Consider the following 15,611-nt stretch of genomic DNA (forward strand, 5'->3'; position numbering starts at 1 on the left):
GCGGGCTCAGCGCCCGGAAGGCAGCTCGGCCGAGGCCGCGAGATCGAAGGGAGCCATGCGTTCGATGGTGGCCCTCGTGCGCTCCATGGCGGCGACGATCTCCTCGCGGCGGCCCTCGGTGAGGCTGGTGACGGGCACCGAGCAACTGATCGCGTCCGTGGCCGGGTTGGTGTAGCGAAGGGCGAATCCGAAGCACCGCACGCCGACGTAATTCTCCTCGTCGTCGATGGCGTAGCCGCGTTCCCTCGTCTTTTCCAGGTCGGCCAGCAGCGCGTCGTGATCGACGATCGTGTTGGGCGTCAGCGGCGTGACGTCGGCGGGAACGTGCTCGTCGATTCCGCCGTCGAGCCGTTCGGCGAGCAGTGACTTGCCCATCGAGGTGCTGAACGCGGGAAGTTGCCTTCCCACCCGGGAGAAGGGCCGGATGTACTTGCTCGATTCCCGGGTCGCCAGGTAGACGATGTCGCCGCGATCGAGCCGTCCATAGTGGATGGTCTCGTCCAGTTCCGCGCTGAGATCGGTGATGAGGGGCTGCACGATGCGCAGGTAGGGGTCGGTGTCGAGATAGGTCGTTCCGGCGAGCAGCGCCCTGATGCCGATGCTGTACTGGGTGCCCGTGATGTCGACGCGCACCCAGCCGCGCTCGACGAGCGTCCTGATCAGCGCGTAGACGCTGCTGCGAGGGGCGCCGAGCGCGTCGCTGAGTTCACGTAGTCTCGCCGGCCTGTTCTGCCGGGACGCCAGCAGTTCCAGCAGGTCCACGGTCCTCGCGGCGGATTTCACGCCACGTACGCCGGTCGCTCGGTCACTTTCCACGGTTGACAGCCTACCAAGCTGCGGTCCAAACTGCTCCGCACATAACAAGCGTCTACATATGGAGACAACTTGTCTGCTACGTATCTGGGAGACGTTGTCGGGCGGCTGCGGGCCGGGATGGCCGATGCGGTGTTGTCGTTCCCGCTGACCGCGTTCGACGCCGAGGGCGCACTCGATCGCGAGGCGTTCCGGACCCACATACGTGCGCAGGTCGCCGCGAGCCCCGGCGCGCTCTTCGCCTGCTGCGGCACCGGCGAGTTTTTCTCGCTCGCCGAGGACGAGTACGAAACGCTGGTCGGCATCGCCGTCGAGGAATCCGGCGGGCTGCCGGTCGTCGCCGGAGCCGGATACGGCTGGGCACAGGCGAGCCGCTTCATCGCGGCGGCGGGCCGCGCCGGAGCCGACGCGATCCTGCTCATGCCGCCCTACCTCGTCGAGACCCCGCAAGCCGGGCTCGTCGAGCACGTCAAGGCCATCGCGGCGAGGACGAGCCTCCCGCTCATCGTCTACCAACGAGCGCAGGTCAAGATCTCCGTCGCGAGCGTCGCCGGTCTCGCCGGGATCCCGAACGTCATCGGCGTCAAGGACGGGCACAGCGATCTCGACCAGCTCCAGCGCCTTCGGCTGGCCGCGCCGGAGGAATGGCTGTTCTTCAACGGCGCCGCCACGGCTGAGATGCAGGCCCGCGCCTACCGGGGCATCGGGGTGCCCGCGTACTCCTCGGCCGTGCACGCCTTCGCGCCCGAGATCTCCAAGGCGTTCTTCCGCGCACTGCACGACGGCGACGAGGCGAGGGTCGACGAACTGCTCGCCGCGTTCTACGTCCCGCTCGTCGAACTGCGCGACAAAGGCGTCGGCTACGCCGTCTCGCTGGTCAAGGCCGCTGCCAGGCTCAGGGGCGCGAGCGTCGGTCCCGTCCGCGCGCCGCTTTCCGACCTGCCTCCTGCTCATCTCGCCGAGCTCGACGCCCTGCTGACCCGAGGTCTGGCCCTCGTGGGCGCGACCCGTTAACCCCTTGTGGAGGAATCAATGAGGATTCTGTCGAAACCCCGCGCACGAGGTATCCGGTTCGGCGCGTTACTCGCGGGAGCGGCGCTCGCCGTGACCGCCTGTTCCGTCGAAGGTGGCTCGAACGGCGGCGGCTCGGGTGACGGTGGATCCGGCTATCCCGGCCGCACCGTCGAGTTCACGGTTCCCACCGAGCCGGGCGGCAGCACCGACCTCATCACGAGGGCACTCGCCAAGAGCATCGAAGAACCACTCGGGGTCAAGACGATCGTGGTCAACAAACCGGGAGCCAACGGAAAGATCGCGGGCAAGGACGTGTTCGGTTCCTCCCCCGACGGCTACCGGATCGCGGTCATGCCCCAGTCGCTGTTCTCGATCGGCCCGCTCGTGCTCGACGACCCCGACGCCATCCAGCTGGACGACATGACCTTCGTCAAGGGACTCGCCGTCGAGGACTACGTACTGGTCACCTCGGCGTCCTCGGACATAGCCGACCTCGACGGCGTGCTCGCCCGCGATCGCGTCGCCTACGGCACGACGGGGGCGGGTACGGGAAGCCAGCTCGCGCAGGCGTTGCTGTTCGGCACGGCGAAGGTCGACGCCGCGGCCGTTCCCTTCGACGGCGGCGGCCCGCTCACCACGGCGGTACTCGGCGGAAAGGTCGACGTCGGAGCCATCCAGATCGCCGAAGCCGTCGAACAGGTCAGGGCCGGAGCGCTGCGCCCGCTCGTCGTGTTCTCCGAGGAACGGCTTGACGCGATGCCCGACGTGCCGACGGCAAGGGAAGCCGGTCACGACATCGTGGTCGACCAGCGGCGCTTCGTCGCCGCGCCGGCGGGGCTGCCCGACGACGTCCGCGACACCCTCGCCAAAGCCATCGACAAGGCCGTGGCCTCTCCCGAGTACGGCGAGGTGCTGACGAGGAGCTACATCAACCGCTGGGAGGTCGACGGTTCGCGGGTCGACGACCAGTTGCGCGAGAGCGGTGAACGGTTCGCGCGACTGACCGAAGACCTCGGCATCGACCTCGCGGGACAGTGAGAAGCCGATGAGCACGGTGAAGTCGCCGAAGTCGCCGGATGCCCGGTACGCGCGGCGGCAGAACGTCATCGCCGCCACGGTGCCGCTCGTCGCCGGAGTGCTCGCCGCGATCGCGGCGTGGCGACTGGGCCTCGGCGACCTCTCCGATCCCGGCCCCGGACTGTGGCCGCTCGTGGTCAGCGTCGCGATGGTGGTCGTCGCCGCCGTGCTGGTGATCAAATCCAGTCCGACCGGTGCAGAGGAACGGTTCAACCGGGACTCGGTGATCGTCGTCGTCGGCGTGTTGTCGCTGCTGGGCTACGCGGCACTGTTCGAGCAGGTCGGCTTCGAGATCCCCACCATCGCGCTGCTCGTGCTGTGGCTCAAGGTCCTCGGCAGGGAGTCCTGGCTCGTCACGGTCGTCGTGTCGGTCGTGGCCAGCGCCGCGATCTACCTGCTCTTCATCACGGGGCTCGAAGTGCCGCTGCCGCACATCGTGCACTTCTGAGAGGCCGCACATGGACTTCTTCTCGCCGGTGCTCGCCGGTTTCGGCGTGGTGTTCCAGTCGGAGAACCTGCTGTACTGCCTGCTCGGCGTCACGCTGGGCATGCTGGTCGGCGTACTGCCCGGCCTCGGCCCCGCCGCCACCATCGCCATCCTGCTTCCGGTCACCTACAACATCGAGCCGACCTCGGCGATCATCATGCTCGCCGGAATCTTCTACGGAGCCCAGTACGGCGGCACCATCACCTCGGTGCTGCTCAGGCTGCCGGGGGAGGCGTCGAGCGTCGTCACCGCCATCGACGGCCACGAGATGGCCAAGCAGGGCAGAGCCGGTGCCGCGCTGGGCATCGCAGCCATCGGCTCCTTCATCGGCGGCACGATCTCCATCGTGGTGCTGACGTTCGTCGCGCCGCTCGTCGCCGGGTTCGCGCTGGACTTCGGGCCCGCCGAGTACACGATGCTCGCGCTGCTCGGCATCCTGCTCGTCACCACGCTCGGCACCGGTTCGGTCGCCAAAAGCCTGCTCATGGCCGCGCTCGGGCTGTTGCTGGCCACCATCGGCCAGGACCCCCTGCTCGGCACGGCCCGGTTCACCTTCGGCAGCGACGGCCTGCTCGACGGCATCGACTTCGTCATCGTCGCGATGGGCCTGTTCGGCGTCGGCGAGATCCTTTACAACCTGGAATCGTTGCGGCACAAGGCACCGCCACCCGCGCCGGTCGGGTCGGTGTACCCCTCGCGCAAGGACCTGCGCGAATCACGCGGCGCGATCTCGCGCGGCTCCGTCGTCGGCTTCCTCCTCGGCATCCTGCCGGGAGGAGGGGCGACCATGTCATCGATGGTCGCCTACGCCGTCGAACGCAGGACCACCAAGAAACCGGAGCGCTTCGGCAAGGGTGCCATCGAGGGCGTCGCGGGACCGGAGACGGCCAACAACGCGGCGGCGACCTCGTCGTTCATTCCGTTGCTCTCACTCGGTATTCCAGCCAACGCGACGATGGCGATCATGTTCGGCGCGCTGCTGTTGCAGGGCATCACCCCAGGCCCGCTGCTCGTCGACGAGGAACCCGAGCTGTTCTGGGGCGTCGTCAACTCGATGTACATCGGGAACCTGTTGTTGCTGGCGATGAGCCTGCCGCTGATCGGCCTCTTCGTCCGCATCCTGCGCGTAAGGCCGGCGATCCTCGCGCCGCTGACGATCCTGATCACGATGATCGGCGTCTACACGGTGCGCATGAACGTCTTCGACATGTTCCTCGTCATCGGGCTCGGCGTGCTCGGGTACCTGATGAAGAAGACCGGATTCGAACCGGGACCGCTCGTGCTCGCGTTCGTGCTCGGCGGGATTCTCGAGTCGGCGTTCCGCCGGTCGATGCGCACGTTCGACGGTGAGCTGTCCGGATTCCTCACCCAGCCCATCGCGGCGTCGCTGCTCGGGCTGATCGTGCTGCTCATCGCCTTCTCCGGCTGGCGAGCGCTCCGTAACCGCGAGCCGGACCGACGAAAGGAGAAACATGGCGCGGCTGCCGAGCGCCCAGCCGAGGACAGCAGCGACGATCGAGCCGACCACACCGGCTGAGCCACACCCGCCGGTGTCGTCGCGGTGGAGCCGCGAGGTGGTCACCCCGGCTCACGGCGGTCCGTGGGTCTCGGCCGACGGCGTCACTACCTCGGTCGGGGCTCCGGCGATCCGCGGGTTCCCCGCGGCCGGGCGCAGGGGTGACGGGGTACTCACGCTCCCCGGGGAAGGCTGATTCCCGCCGTCTGGCAAAATAGACGATTGCGTGTCCCGGTCGGACCCTCTCACCGCACCGGAACATCCATATACCTGCGGGCATTCGCATCCGGTTCCCCACTCGGATCGCGTCCCGAGCCGAGAACCGAGAACGACAGGAGTACCCACACCCGTGGCCGTCAAGATCAAGCTGCAGCGCCTCGGCAAGATCCGCGCGCCCTACTACCGGATCATCGTCGCGGACGCGCGTACCCGCCGCGATGGCAGGGCCATCGAGACGATCGGTAAGTACCACCCCAAGGAAGAGCCGAGCTTCATCGAGGTCGACTCCGAGCGGGCCCAGCACTGGCTGAAGGTCGGCGCGCAGCCGACGGAGCCCGTGCAGCGCATCCTTGAGGTGACCGGCGACTGGCAGAAGTTCAAGGGCCTCCCCGGCGCCGAGGGCACTCTGAAGGCCGCCGAGCCCAAGCCCTCAAAGCAGGACCTCTTCAACGCGGCGCTGGCCGCTGCCGGTGAGGAGCCCGCTGGCGAGGCCACCACGCCGAAGAAGAAGGCCCCCAAGAAGGCCGAGGCCGACAAGGCTGAGAAGGCCGACAAGGCCGAAGCCGAGACCGAGAAGAAGGCCGACGAGGCGTGAGCTTCCTCGCCGATTCGCTCGAACACCTCGTGCGCGGCATCGTCGACAACCCTGACGACGTCAGGGTCGAGCTGATCACCACCCGCCGCGGACGCACCCTTGAGGTGCACGTCCACCCCGATGACCTCGGCAAGGTCATCGGGCGCGGCGGGCGCACGGCAACCGCCCTGCGCACCGTGATGGGCTCCATCGGCGGCAGGGGCGTTCGCGTCGACGTCATCGACACCGACCGCTGAGGCGCTCGCGTGCAGGTCGCCGTTGGCCGGATCGCGAAACCTCACGGCATTCGCGGTGAGCTTGCCGTCGATGTCCGCACCGACTCGCCGGACGAGCGGTTCATCGTGGGAACGGTGCTGACAGGGCAAGCCCGCAACGGCGATACGACCCGGCTCACCGTGGCAGCCGCCCGCTGGCACAGCGGGCGGCTGCTCATGCGGTTCGCCGAGGTGCCCGATCGCACCATCGCCGAGGAACTGCGGGGCGTGATCCTGCTCGGCGACACCGGTGATCTGCCTCCGATCGAGGATCCCGACGAGTTCTACGACCACGAGCTGGAGGGCCTGCGGGCCGAACTGGCCGACGGCACCCTCGTCGGAACGGTGCGGGAGATCGTCCATTCGCCAGGCGGCGAACTCCTCGCGATCGACCGCGAAGGCGGAGAGGCGCTCGTCCCCTTCGTGAAGGCCATCGTTCCCGAGGTCGACGTCACGGCAGGCAAGGTCGTCATCGACCCTCCCGAGGGCCTGCTGGACTGACCATGCGTATCGATGTCGTCACCATCTTTCCCGAGTATCTTCAGCCGTTGCGTGCCGCGCTGCTCGGAAGAGCCATCGAGCGCGGCCTCATCGACATCGGCGTTCACGACCTGCGCGACTGGACCCACGACGTGCATCGCGCCGTTGACGACTCCCCCTACGGTGGCGGACCGGGCATGGTCATGAAACCGCAGGTGTGGGGTCCCGCGCTCGACGAAGTGTGTGGTGAGGACACCCGGCTCGTCGTACCGACACCGGCCGGTAAACCGTTCACCCAGCAGCTCGCGCACGCCTACGCGGCGGAGCAGCACCTGGTGTTCGCCTGTGGTCGCTACGAGGGCATCGACCAGCGGGTCGTCGACGACGCGGCGGAACGCATGCCGGTCGACGAGATCTCCATCGGCGACTACGTGCTGGTCGGTGGCGAGGCGGCCGTGCTGGTGATGGTCGAAGCCGTCGTCAGGCTGTTGCCCGGGGTGCTCGGCAACCCGGTGTCGGCCGAGCAGGACTCGTTCTCCGACGGCTTGCTCGAAGGGCCCTCCTACACCAGGCCAGAGGTGTGGCGGGAACGGGCGGTGCCCGACGTACTGAGATCTGGCAACCACGCGCTGATCGAAAGGTGGCGCCGTGATCAGGCACTGGCCAGAACCTTCGATCGCAGGCCGGACCTGCTGGAAAGGCTGCCGGAGGAGCACCTGGACAAGCACGATCGAGCCGTGCTCGACCGGCTTCGCGGGGAGCCCGGTGCATAGACGTCGACGACGTCTGTAATACTTGACCGGATGGCGTGATCGCATGCCGCCTAAACTCCCGGGCCGCCTGTCAGGAAGACGCGCGCCCGCAGGAATGCCGAAGCCGCATCAAGACGAGGACGGATCACCGATGAACACCCTGGACGCATTGGACGCGCAGTCGCTGCGTTCCGACATCCCGCACTTCCGCCCCGGCGACACGCTGAAGGTGCATGTCCGAGTTATCGAGGGCAACCGCGAGCGTAACCAGGTCTTCCAGGGCGTCGTCATCCGCAGGCAGAACGGCGGCATTCGCGAGACCTTCACGGTCCGCAAGGTCTCTTTCGGGGTAGGTGTGGAGCGGACGTTCCCCATCCACTCGCCCAACATCGCCAAGATCGAGGTCGAGAAGCGCGGTGACGTTCGCCGGGCGAAGCTCTACTACCTGCGCGAACTGCGCGGCAAGGCCGCCAAGATCAAGGAACGCCGCGAAGCCCCCTCTGCCTCCTGAGTAATCAGGTGGCTACCGTAGCCTGACCATCGTGGTCGAGCCTGTGCCTTCAAACGCTGCGGAAGACGAACCGGACCGTCCGGAAGAAGACGATCGTCGAGGTCGTCACGAAGCCGAATCCGAGTCCGGTGCCGAGGAAACCCAGCCTCGTTCGAAGCGGAAGCAGAAGAAGCCGCGCTCGTTCTGGAAAGAACTGCCGATCCTGATCGTGATCGCGTTGGTACTCGCGTTCGTGATCCAGCAGTTCCTCGCCAGGGTCTACATGATCCCGTCGGGCTCGATGGAAGAAACGCTGCACGGCTGCGCCGGTTGCACTCCGGATCGCATTCTCGTCGACAAGATCACCTACGACTTCAGCGATCCGGAGCCCGGCGACGTCGTGGTCTTCCGAGGGCCGCAGGCGTGGATCGAGAACGACGCGCCCGTCCAGGAATCCAGCAATGCGGTGGTGCGGTTCTTCCAGAGCATCGGCTCCGTGTTCGGCCTCGCGCCGCCCGACGAGCGGGACTTCGTCAAGCGGATCATCGCGACCGGCGGTCAGACCGTCGAGTGCTGCGACGACGAGAACAGAGTCCTGGTCGACGGCAGGCCGCTCGACGAGCCCTACATCCACTGGGAAGGCCAGCCGGTCCAGCGCGACTTCCCCGCGGTGAAGATTCCCGAAGGCGCCGTGTGGGTCATGGGGGACAACCGCAACAACTCGGCCGACTCCCGCATCCAGGGTGGCGGGGGGCTGCGCGGTGTCGTCCCCGTCGACAACATCATCGGCAAGGCACGCCTCATCGTTCTGCCGCCCTCCCGCTGGGGAGTGGTGAGCGACCACAATCCGCAGGAAGCCGCCAACGCCTCAGCGCAGGGCCTCAGTGCCCCGGAATGGCAACAGGGGGTGCCGCTGGGGGCCGGTTTGCTGGCAGCATGGCCGACCTTGGCTCTCGGTCGCCGTATCGGCACGGCGGTCAGTGGGAAGGTCGGCAGACGAGGACGGTAATGGGAGTGAGCGCTCGACCCGCAGCGGTGCTGCGCCCGCCCCGTGCCGTGGTTCGCGGCGAGACGTCGTGGGCGTTGCAGGCCGCACTCGACCGGCGAGGACTCGGTCCCGTCGCGGGAGTCGACGAGGCGGGCCGAGGTGCCTGTGCGGGCCCGCTCGTCGTCGCCGCCTGCATCCTGCGCCCCGGCGACGGAGCCAGGCTGCCCGAACTCACCGATTCGAAACTGCTCACCGCCGCCGCGAGGGAGCGCGTCTACGCGCAGGTCGTGCGCAGGGCCGTCGATTACTCGATCGTGATCATCCCGCCCTCCGAGGTCGACGCGCTGGGCATCCACGTCACGAACATCGAGGGGATGCGGCGCGCGGTGGCCGGACTGGCGACCTCGCCCGGCTACGTACTGATCGACGGCTTCCGGGTTCCCGGCCTGCCCGCTCCGAGTGTTCCCGTCATCAAGGGCGACCGGGTCGTCGCGTGTGTCGCGGCGGCATCCGTACTGGCCAAGGTCACGAGGGACCGGATCATGGCGGGGCTGCACGACGAGCATCCGCAGTACGGATTCGACGTGCACAAGGGCTACACCACGACGGAGCACGGTGAAGCGTTGACGACACACGGTCCGAGCGAGGTCCATCGCTGGTCGTACACGAACGTCGCGCTCGCGGCGCAAGCCCACGGCAGGCGGCCACCACACAAGGTGATGTTGACGGCCGCCGCGTTGCAGGCACGTGCGCCGGTGCGTGCCGCCGATGACGACGTGAGTCAGAATGGAGCTTCCGCGGACGAGCTTGCGAGGAGGGGCGCGGACTAGATGAGCGCAGAGGATCTGGAGAAGTACGAGACCGAGATGGAGCTCTCGCTGTACCGCGAGTACCGCGACATCGTCGGGCAGTTCTCCTATGTCGTGGAGACCGAACGGCGGTTTTACCTGGCCAATGCGGTCGATGTCCAGGTGCGCGACGGAGGCGGTGAGGTGTACTTCGAGGTGCGCATGTCCGACGCGTGGGTCTGGGACATGTACCGGCCCGCACGGTTCGTCAAGAATGTCCGGGTCATCACCTTCAAGGATGTCAACGTCGAAGAACTCGACAAGCCCGAGCTGCGGCTGCCCGAGGACGGTCCGTTCGGCGGCTGAACCGCTGACCTCGCGAGTACGCGGGGTAGCCCTCTTCCCCTGGCGATCGCCGCGCCTGTTTACCGGAGCGGCGTCGTTCGATGCCGCGCGTCGTCACGCGCTTTTCTCGCCCGCCGCGGTCGGCCCCTAGCACAGGGCTCCGACAACGTACTGCCGCGCGGCGCCGCTGATCAGGAGTTTGTCCACAGGGCCCCGGTTGTCCACAGATTTGCGAATTCGCTCTGTGAGGCGCAGCGGTGGTGAGGCAACGTCGGAGGGGAGCGACCGGCGAGGGGCCGGGCAGATCTTGGGGGAGTGCAGCGTGAGTGTCGCGATGGCGCCGCAACGCGGGAAAACAGGGGATCCGAGAAAAGCGCTGGGCAGGAGGGGTGAGGAGCTCGCGGCCGAACACCTCCGTGAGCAGGGGCTCGTGATCCTGAGCCGAAACTGGCGGTGCGGGGAGGGCGAGCTCGACATCGTGGCGACGGACCGGAAACGGCTGATCGTGTGCGAGGTGAAGACCCGGTCGGGCGAGGGGTACGGCACTCCGGCCGAGTCGGTGACCGACGACAAGGCCGCCAGAATCAGGCGGCTCGCGACCAGGTGGCTCATCGAGTTCAAGGTCGCCTGGTGTCCGGTGCGATTCGATGTCGTCGCCGTCGAGTGCGTCGCGGAGGAGAAGCCGCGGATCCGGCATTTCCGGGGTGCGTTCTGATGAGGCTGGCGCGCACCTGGTCAGTCGCCCTGCTCGGGCTGGAAGGGCGGCTCGTCGAGATCGAGGCCGACATCGGCGCCGGATTGCCGGGCACCAAACTGGTCGGTCTGCCCGACCCCGGATTGCGCGAGGCGAAGGACAGGGTGAAAGCCGCTGTCCGCAACAGTGGTCAGCGCTGGCCCGACACGAGCGTCACGCTGGGACTGTCACCGGCCAACCTGCCGAAGGTCGGCTCGGGCTACGACCTCGGCATCGCCGTCGCCGTTCTCGCCGCTTCGGGTTCGGTACCGGCCACGAAGTTGCTCGGCACCGTGCTGCTGGGCGAACTCGCCCTCGACGGCAGGGTACGGCCGGTGCGCGGAGTGCTGCCCGCGCTGCTGGCCGCGCGGGGCGTCGGCTACCGGCGGGCCGTCGTTCCCCTTGAGTCGCTGTTCGAGGGGGCGCTCGTGGACGGCATCGAGGTCGCCGGCGCGTCCCGGTTGTCGGAGGTCGTCGACTGGCTGAGGGACGAACACCAGCTCAGCCCACCGGAGGACGATCCGAGGCGGAGCCGGGATCCCGGCGCTCCTTCCGCCGGTCTCGCCGATCTCGCCGACATCGTCGGTCAGCCGGAGGCGCGCTGGGCGCTGGAAGTCGCCGCCGCCGGCGGGCACCACCTGCTGATGACGGGACCGCCAGGGGTCGGCAAGACCATGCTGGCCGAACGACTTCCCGGCTTGCTGCCTCCGCTTTCGGACGAGGAGGCACTGGAGGTCACGGCGGTGCATTCCGTCGACGGCTCCATCGAGCCGGACGCGCCGCTCGTGCGGGTGCCGCCGTTCGTGTCGCCGCATCACTCGATCTCGATGGCGGCGCTGATCGGCGGCGGAACGGGGCTGGCCATGCCCGGTGCGATCAGCAAAGCGCACAGGGGTGTCCTGTTTCTCGACGAGGCCACCGAGTACGGAGGAGACCGGCTCGACTCGCTGCGTACCGTGCTCGAACAGGGCGAGGTCCGCATCGCGAGGGCGCGCGGCGTCGTGCGTTATCCGGCCCGGTTCCAGCTCGTGATGGCGGCCAATCCGTGCGCGTGCGCGCCACCGAGGGAGGTCGACTGCTGCTGTACGCCCACCGCGCGGCGGCGTTATGCGAGCCGGTTCTCCGGCCCGCTGCTCGACCGGGTCGACCTGCGGGTGCGGATGCGGCCGATCACCGCGATGAGCACCACGCTCGCCGACGAGGCGGAGTCGACCGCTCGAGTGAAAAGCAGGGTGCTGAGTGCTCGCGACCGAGCTGTCGCGCGGTGGGCGGCGCGTGGCTGGTCGACGAACGCGGAGGTGCCCGGCGCGGTGTTGCGCAAGGAATTCGCGCTTCCGGCGCGGTCCACCGCGTTGCTCGACAAGGGACTCGACAGTGGTGCCATCACGGCACGGGGCGCCGATCGCTGTCTGCGGGTGGCCTGGACACTGGCCGACCTCGAAGGCGCCGACCTGCCCTGTGGCGACCACGTGGCCGCTGCGCTGGAGTTCCGTGATCGGAGAGCGGCATGATCTCGTCGGAGCGGCTCGCGCGTGCCTACCTGTCCAGAGTCGCCGAGCCACCGGCGCCTGCCCTGGTCAATTTCATCGCGGGACACGGCCCCGTCGAGGCGGCGGAGCTGATCCGCGAAGGCAGGGCCACCGATGCCGTGCTGAAGGAAACGTCGGCCCGCCGCTGCCTCGACCGGGCGCGACAGGATCTGGACGAGGCGGCGGCGATGGGCGCGCGCCTGGTGACTCCGGAGGACGACGAGTGGCCCGCGTGGCCGTTGTTGTCGCTTGAGGTGGCCACCGGACGGGGAGCCGACGGCGTTGCCGCGCCCATCGCTTTGTGGGTGCGGGGCGAGGTGCGGCTCGACGAGGCGGCGTGCGACGGGGTGGCGATCGTCGGCGCTCGCGCGGCCTCCGCGTACGGCGAGCACACGGCGGCGGAGTTCGGGCACGCGCTGGCGGGCCGTGGGATGGCGGTGTTCTCCGGTGCTGCTTACGGGATCGACGGTGCCGCGCACAGGGGTGCTCTCGCTTCGGGAGGTGGGAGCACGGTCGCCGCGCTCGGATGCGCGCTCGACGTCGGCTACCCAGCGGGGCACGCGGCACTGCTCAACCGGATCGCCGGACGGGGAGCCGTCATCAGCGAATATCCGCCTGGCACGCAACCCGCCAAGCACCGGTTCCTCGTGCGCAACCGGCTCATCGCCGCGCTGACCTCGGGAACGGTGGTGGTCGAGGCGGGATCGCGCAGTGGTGCCAGGAACACCGCGACGACGGCGGGAGTGCTCGGCAAGGTCGTGATGGCCGTTCCCGGCCCGATCGGCTCCGTCACGTCGGTCGGCTGTCATCAGCTCATCAGGGAAGCGCACGCCACCTTGGTCGCCTCGGCCGACGAGGTGCTGGAGACGGTCGGCCGGTTCGGAGTGAGCATGCCTGCTGCCGGGTCGGCGCGCCGCAGGCGCACCGACGGCCTCGCGCCGCAGGCGTTACGGGTGCATGAGGCGCTGGCCGAACGCAGGGGCAGATCGCCGGACGACATCGCCACCGAGTCGGGCGTCCCCTTGCCGCGCGTGCGGGCTCTGTTGCCCGAACTGGAGCTGGCGGGCCTCAGCGAACGGTGCGAAACCGGTTGGCGCCGCACGAGGAACGCTGTTCCGAACCATGCGGCGGAAAGGCCACCGCCGCGGGAATGACCCGGCGCGAGGGGAGGTTCACAGGCGGCACATCGGACAGGCGGGGGCATCACCGATCCGGCTCGCGGGACCGGTCGGCTGTCTGCTGGCCGGATCTCCTGTTCGCACCTCGTGTCGGCCTCCGCCGAACTCGCCGTCGTCCAGGGCTTACCCGTCGACGGCCACGCCATCGCTCGGCCCTCGGCGATGTCCACGGGCTACGGTGACGTCGACCCGGGCCTCCGGCATGGCGTCGGGCCACGAATGACGACCCGGGCCTCCCGCATGGCGTCGGGCCACGAATGACGACCCGGGCTATGGGCGACGGCCACGGACTACGGTCACCGCCCATGGGCCATTGCTCTGGCCTGCCCGGCCGGTCCACGACTTCTCGGCTTCTTTCCGGTCACCTCCTACGACCGCTGCGCAAGCCCTCTGAAGCGAGATGTCTGTTCGCGCCTCGTATTGCCCCGGCGTGTTAGCGCCGTGGACCGACCTCGGTGTCGCCGGGGCGGGCCAAGGCCGCAAACCCTTGCCGCGGCAGACTCTGCCGCGCCGAACTTTGCCGCTGTTGAACTTTGCTGCCGCACCCTTGTCAGTGCACTTGTGCCGCGATCGCGAACCGCGATTTTCACAGCATCGACAGCGGCCACAAATGACCGGAAAACTCACGAAGTGGTTGGCGACTCACGGAATTCGGGCTCACGGCCGTCGATCCGTGAACCCATACCCGAGAATTTCGGTTCATTCAGGAGGCCGTTCAAGAAACACCATGGTCTCGGCTTGATCATCTGGCGTGGCGATACTTGACCATCGGCGCCACGTAGCGCAGCGTCGATGACATGGCGTCATGCTCTGCTCGCGGAACGACAACACGGGGGTCGGCTTCGGCGCCAGGTCGCATCGACCTGGCGCGAGTCCGGGCCGCGTTGCCGCCCGCGGCGGCGGGGTTGCTCGACAGGTACGAACGCCATCTCGGCGTCGAGCGCGGCCTTTCCTCGCACACGGTGCGCGCCTATGTCGGCGACGTGACCTCGCTGCTCGGCTTCCTGCACGACGTGGACTCCGACGCTGACTCGCCCGAGCAGCGGTCGCGCGGTGCCGGCGACCGGGCGGGCGCGACCGAAGGATTGGACGTGTCCGTGCTGAGAGCCTGGCTTGCCACTCAGCGTGCCGAGGGCAGGAGCCGCACCACCCTCGCTCGCAGGGCCGCCTCGGCGAGGACGTTCACCGCCTGGGCCCAGCGGGAGGGCGCGCTCGCGGCTGACGCGGGTGCCAGACTTGCCGCGCCGAAACCGCACCGCACCTTGCCCGATGTCCTCCGCCCCGACCAAGCGGGGGACGTGATGCGCAATTCCGGTATCGGAGCGGCCGAAGAGGACCCGGTTGCCGTGCGCGACCACGCGATGGTCGAGATGCTTTACGCGACCGGAGTCCGGGTATCAGAACTGTGCGGGCTCGATCTTGCCGACATCGAATTCGACCGAAGGGTCGCCCGCGTACTAGGGAAGGGAAACAAGGAACGAATGGTGCCCTTCGGGCAGCCCGCCGATCACGCGCTCCGTACCTGGCTGGAACGGGCGCGCCCCTCACTGGCGAACGGGACATCGGGCACGGCCCTCTTCCTCGGTGCCAGAGGCAGGAGGGTCGACCCGAGAACCGTGCGGCGTGTGGTGCACGACGCCGTGGACACCGTTCCCGGAGCCGGTCGACTAGGCCCACATGGACTGCGCCATTCGGCTGCCACGCACCTGCTGGAAGGCGGCGCGGACCTTCGCAGCGTTCAGGAACTGCTCGGTCACGCTACGCTTGCCACGACCCAGCTCTATACCCACGTGACCGTCGAGCGGTTAAAGGCGATCCATGACCGAACCCACCCCCGTGCCCAATGACCTTGGTGGAGATTCGGCTGATGAGGCACGTTCCGCGGGACAGTGCGACGACGTTGACGTCCGCGATGCCAACGGCGGGCCTCCCGTGAACGCCCGGCTCGCGGCGGGCGCCAACGGATACTCGGGTCCCGGCCGTGACGCGCGGACCGGTGAAACCCCGCGACGTCCCGGTAGTGGCGACGCTCCGGCCACCGGCGCCACGAGTGCCGCGGACGTCGCGGGTGCCGCGTACGCCACGGATGCCCAGAACGACATGGCCGCCACGGACACCGCTGACGCCGGGAACGATCCGGCCGCTACGGGGAACACGGACGTCGCGGACGCCATGGGCGACCTGGGTGACACGGACGTCGGGCAGGCATCCGGCGTCACACCGGTCGCGGCCGGTGACGTCGCGTCCGGATCCGGCCATGGCGGCGCGACCGATCGCACCGCTCCGACCACCACCGGCACGGCCGATGGCACCTCGCCGCCGGACGGCCCGCCGAGCGACCGCGGTGCGGCAA

17 protein-coding genes are annotated in these 15,611 nt (G+C 68.5%); 16 read left to right on the forward strand and 1 reads right to left on the reverse strand.

The features are described from left to right. Positions 1-6: 6 nt before the first annotated feature. Positions 7-816, reverse strand: coding sequence for an IclR family transcriptional regulator (locus tag BAY61_RS06995; protein WP_091800046.1), 810 nt, complete (start codon positions 814-816; stop codon positions 7-9). A 69-nt stretch (positions 817-885) separates the two neighbouring features. On the opposite strand from BAY61_RS06995, the gene BAY61_RS07000 reads away from it, so the two are divergent. The 16 genes from BAY61_RS07000 (at position 886) to BAY61_RS07075 (ending at position 15,105) form a co-directional block, all read left to right on the forward strand. Beyond that, positions 886-1,827, forward strand: a complete 942-nt coding sequence (locus BAY61_RS07000; protein WP_211323456.1) for a 5-dehydro-4-deoxyglucarate dehydratase — start codon at positions 886-888, stop codon at positions 1,825-1,827. A gap of 18 nt (positions 1,828-1,845) precedes the next feature. Then, positions 1,846-2,865 carry a Bug family tripartite tricarboxylate transporter substrate binding protein gene (locus BAY61_RS07005; protein ID WP_091800052.1) on the forward strand — a complete coding sequence of 340 codons (1,020 nt, stop codon included), beginning with the start codon at positions 1,846-1,848 and terminating at the stop codon, positions 2,863-2,865. A 7-nt stretch (positions 2,866-2,872) separates the two neighbouring features. Further along, positions 2,873-3,352 carry a tripartite tricarboxylate transporter TctB family protein gene (locus BAY61_RS07010; RefSeq protein WP_091800055.1) on the forward strand — a complete coding sequence of 160 codons (480 nt, stop codon included), beginning with the start codon at positions 2,873-2,875 and terminating at the stop codon, positions 3,350-3,352. Positions 3,353-3,362: 10 nt separating this feature from the next. Then, on the forward strand, positions 3,363-4,928 hold the full coding sequence (locus BAY61_RS07015; protein WP_091800058.1) for a tripartite tricarboxylate transporter permease: 1,566 nt from the start codon (positions 3,363-3,365) through the stop codon (positions 4,926-4,928). Between the two features lie 328 nt (positions 4,929-5,256). Beyond that, positions 5,257-5,721 (forward strand): 30S ribosomal protein S16, encoded by a 465-nt coding sequence (gene rpsP / locus BAY61_RS07020; protein ID WP_091800061.1) that lies wholly within the window; start codon positions 5,257-5,259, stop codon positions 5,719-5,721. Continuing rightward, entirely contained in the window at positions 5,718-5,957 is a 240-nt protein-coding gene (locus BAY61_RS07025; RefSeq protein ID WP_091800064.1) for an RNA-binding protein, read from the forward strand. The genes rpsP and BAY61_RS07025 overlap by 4 nt, the downstream gene beginning before the upstream one ends. A gap of 9 nt (positions 5,958-5,966) precedes the next feature. Further along, positions 5,967-6,476 carry a ribosome maturation factor RimM gene (gene rimM / locus BAY61_RS07030; protein WP_091800067.1) on the forward strand — a complete coding sequence of 170 codons (510 nt, stop codon included), beginning with the start codon at positions 5,967-5,969 and terminating at the stop codon, positions 6,474-6,476. Between the two features lie 2 nt (positions 6,477-6,478). Beyond that, positions 6,479-7,228 (forward strand): tRNA (guanosine(37)-N1)-methyltransferase TrmD, encoded by a 750-nt coding sequence (gene trmD / locus BAY61_RS07035; protein WP_091800069.1) that lies wholly within the window; start codon positions 6,479-6,481, stop codon positions 7,226-7,228. Positions 7,229-7,358: 130 nt separating this feature from the next. Next, positions 7,359-7,718 (forward strand): 50S ribosomal protein L19, encoded by a 360-nt coding sequence (gene rplS, locus BAY61_RS07040; protein ID WP_091800831.1) that lies wholly within the window; start codon positions 7,359-7,361, stop codon positions 7,716-7,718. Between the two features lie 43 nt (positions 7,719-7,761). Then, positions 7,762-8,706, forward strand: a complete 945-nt coding sequence (lepB, locus tag BAY61_RS07045) for a signal peptidase I (RefSeq protein WP_091800072.1) — start codon at positions 7,762-7,764, stop codon at positions 8,704-8,706. A gap of 5 nt (positions 8,707-8,711) precedes the next feature. After that, positions 8,712-9,515: a ribonuclease HII gene (locus BAY61_RS07050; protein ID WP_245865880.1), complete on the forward strand. Its 804-nt coding sequence runs from the start codon at positions 8,712-8,714 to the stop codon at positions 9,513-9,515. Next, positions 9,516-9,839, forward strand: coding sequence for a DUF2469 domain-containing protein (locus BAY61_RS07055; protein WP_091800078.1), 324 nt, complete (start codon positions 9,516-9,518; stop codon positions 9,837-9,839). A gap of 313 nt (positions 9,840-10,152) precedes the next feature. Continuing rightward, positions 10,153-10,533, forward strand: a complete 381-nt coding sequence (locus tag BAY61_RS07060) for a YraN family protein (protein ID WP_091800834.1) — start codon at positions 10,153-10,155, stop codon at positions 10,531-10,533. Beyond that, entirely contained in the window at positions 10,533-12,062 is a 1,530-nt protein-coding gene (locus BAY61_RS07065; RefSeq protein WP_091800081.1) for a YifB family Mg chelatase-like AAA ATPase, read from the forward strand. Before BAY61_RS07060 ends, BAY61_RS07065 begins: the two co-directional genes overlap by 1 nt. Then, positions 12,059-13,234 carry a DNA-processing protein DprA gene (gene dprA, locus BAY61_RS07070; RefSeq protein ID WP_176879611.1) on the forward strand — a complete coding sequence of 392 codons (1,176 nt, stop codon included), beginning with the start codon at positions 12,059-12,061 and terminating at the stop codon, positions 13,232-13,234. The genes BAY61_RS07065 and dprA overlap by 4 nt, the downstream gene beginning before the upstream one ends. Positions 13,235-14,055: 821 nt before the next feature. Beyond that, a complete protein-coding gene (locus BAY61_RS07075; RefSeq protein ID WP_143021347.1) occupies positions 14,056-15,105 on the forward strand; it encodes a tyrosine recombinase XerC in 1,050 nt (349 codons plus the stop codon). Positions 15,106-15,611 lie beyond the last annotated feature (506 nt).

The sequence above is a fragment of the Prauserella marina genome, from assembly GCF_002240355.1.
Taxonomy (GTDB): Bacteria; Actinomycetota; Actinomycetes; order Mycobacteriales; family Pseudonocardiaceae; genus Prauserella_A; species Prauserella_A marina.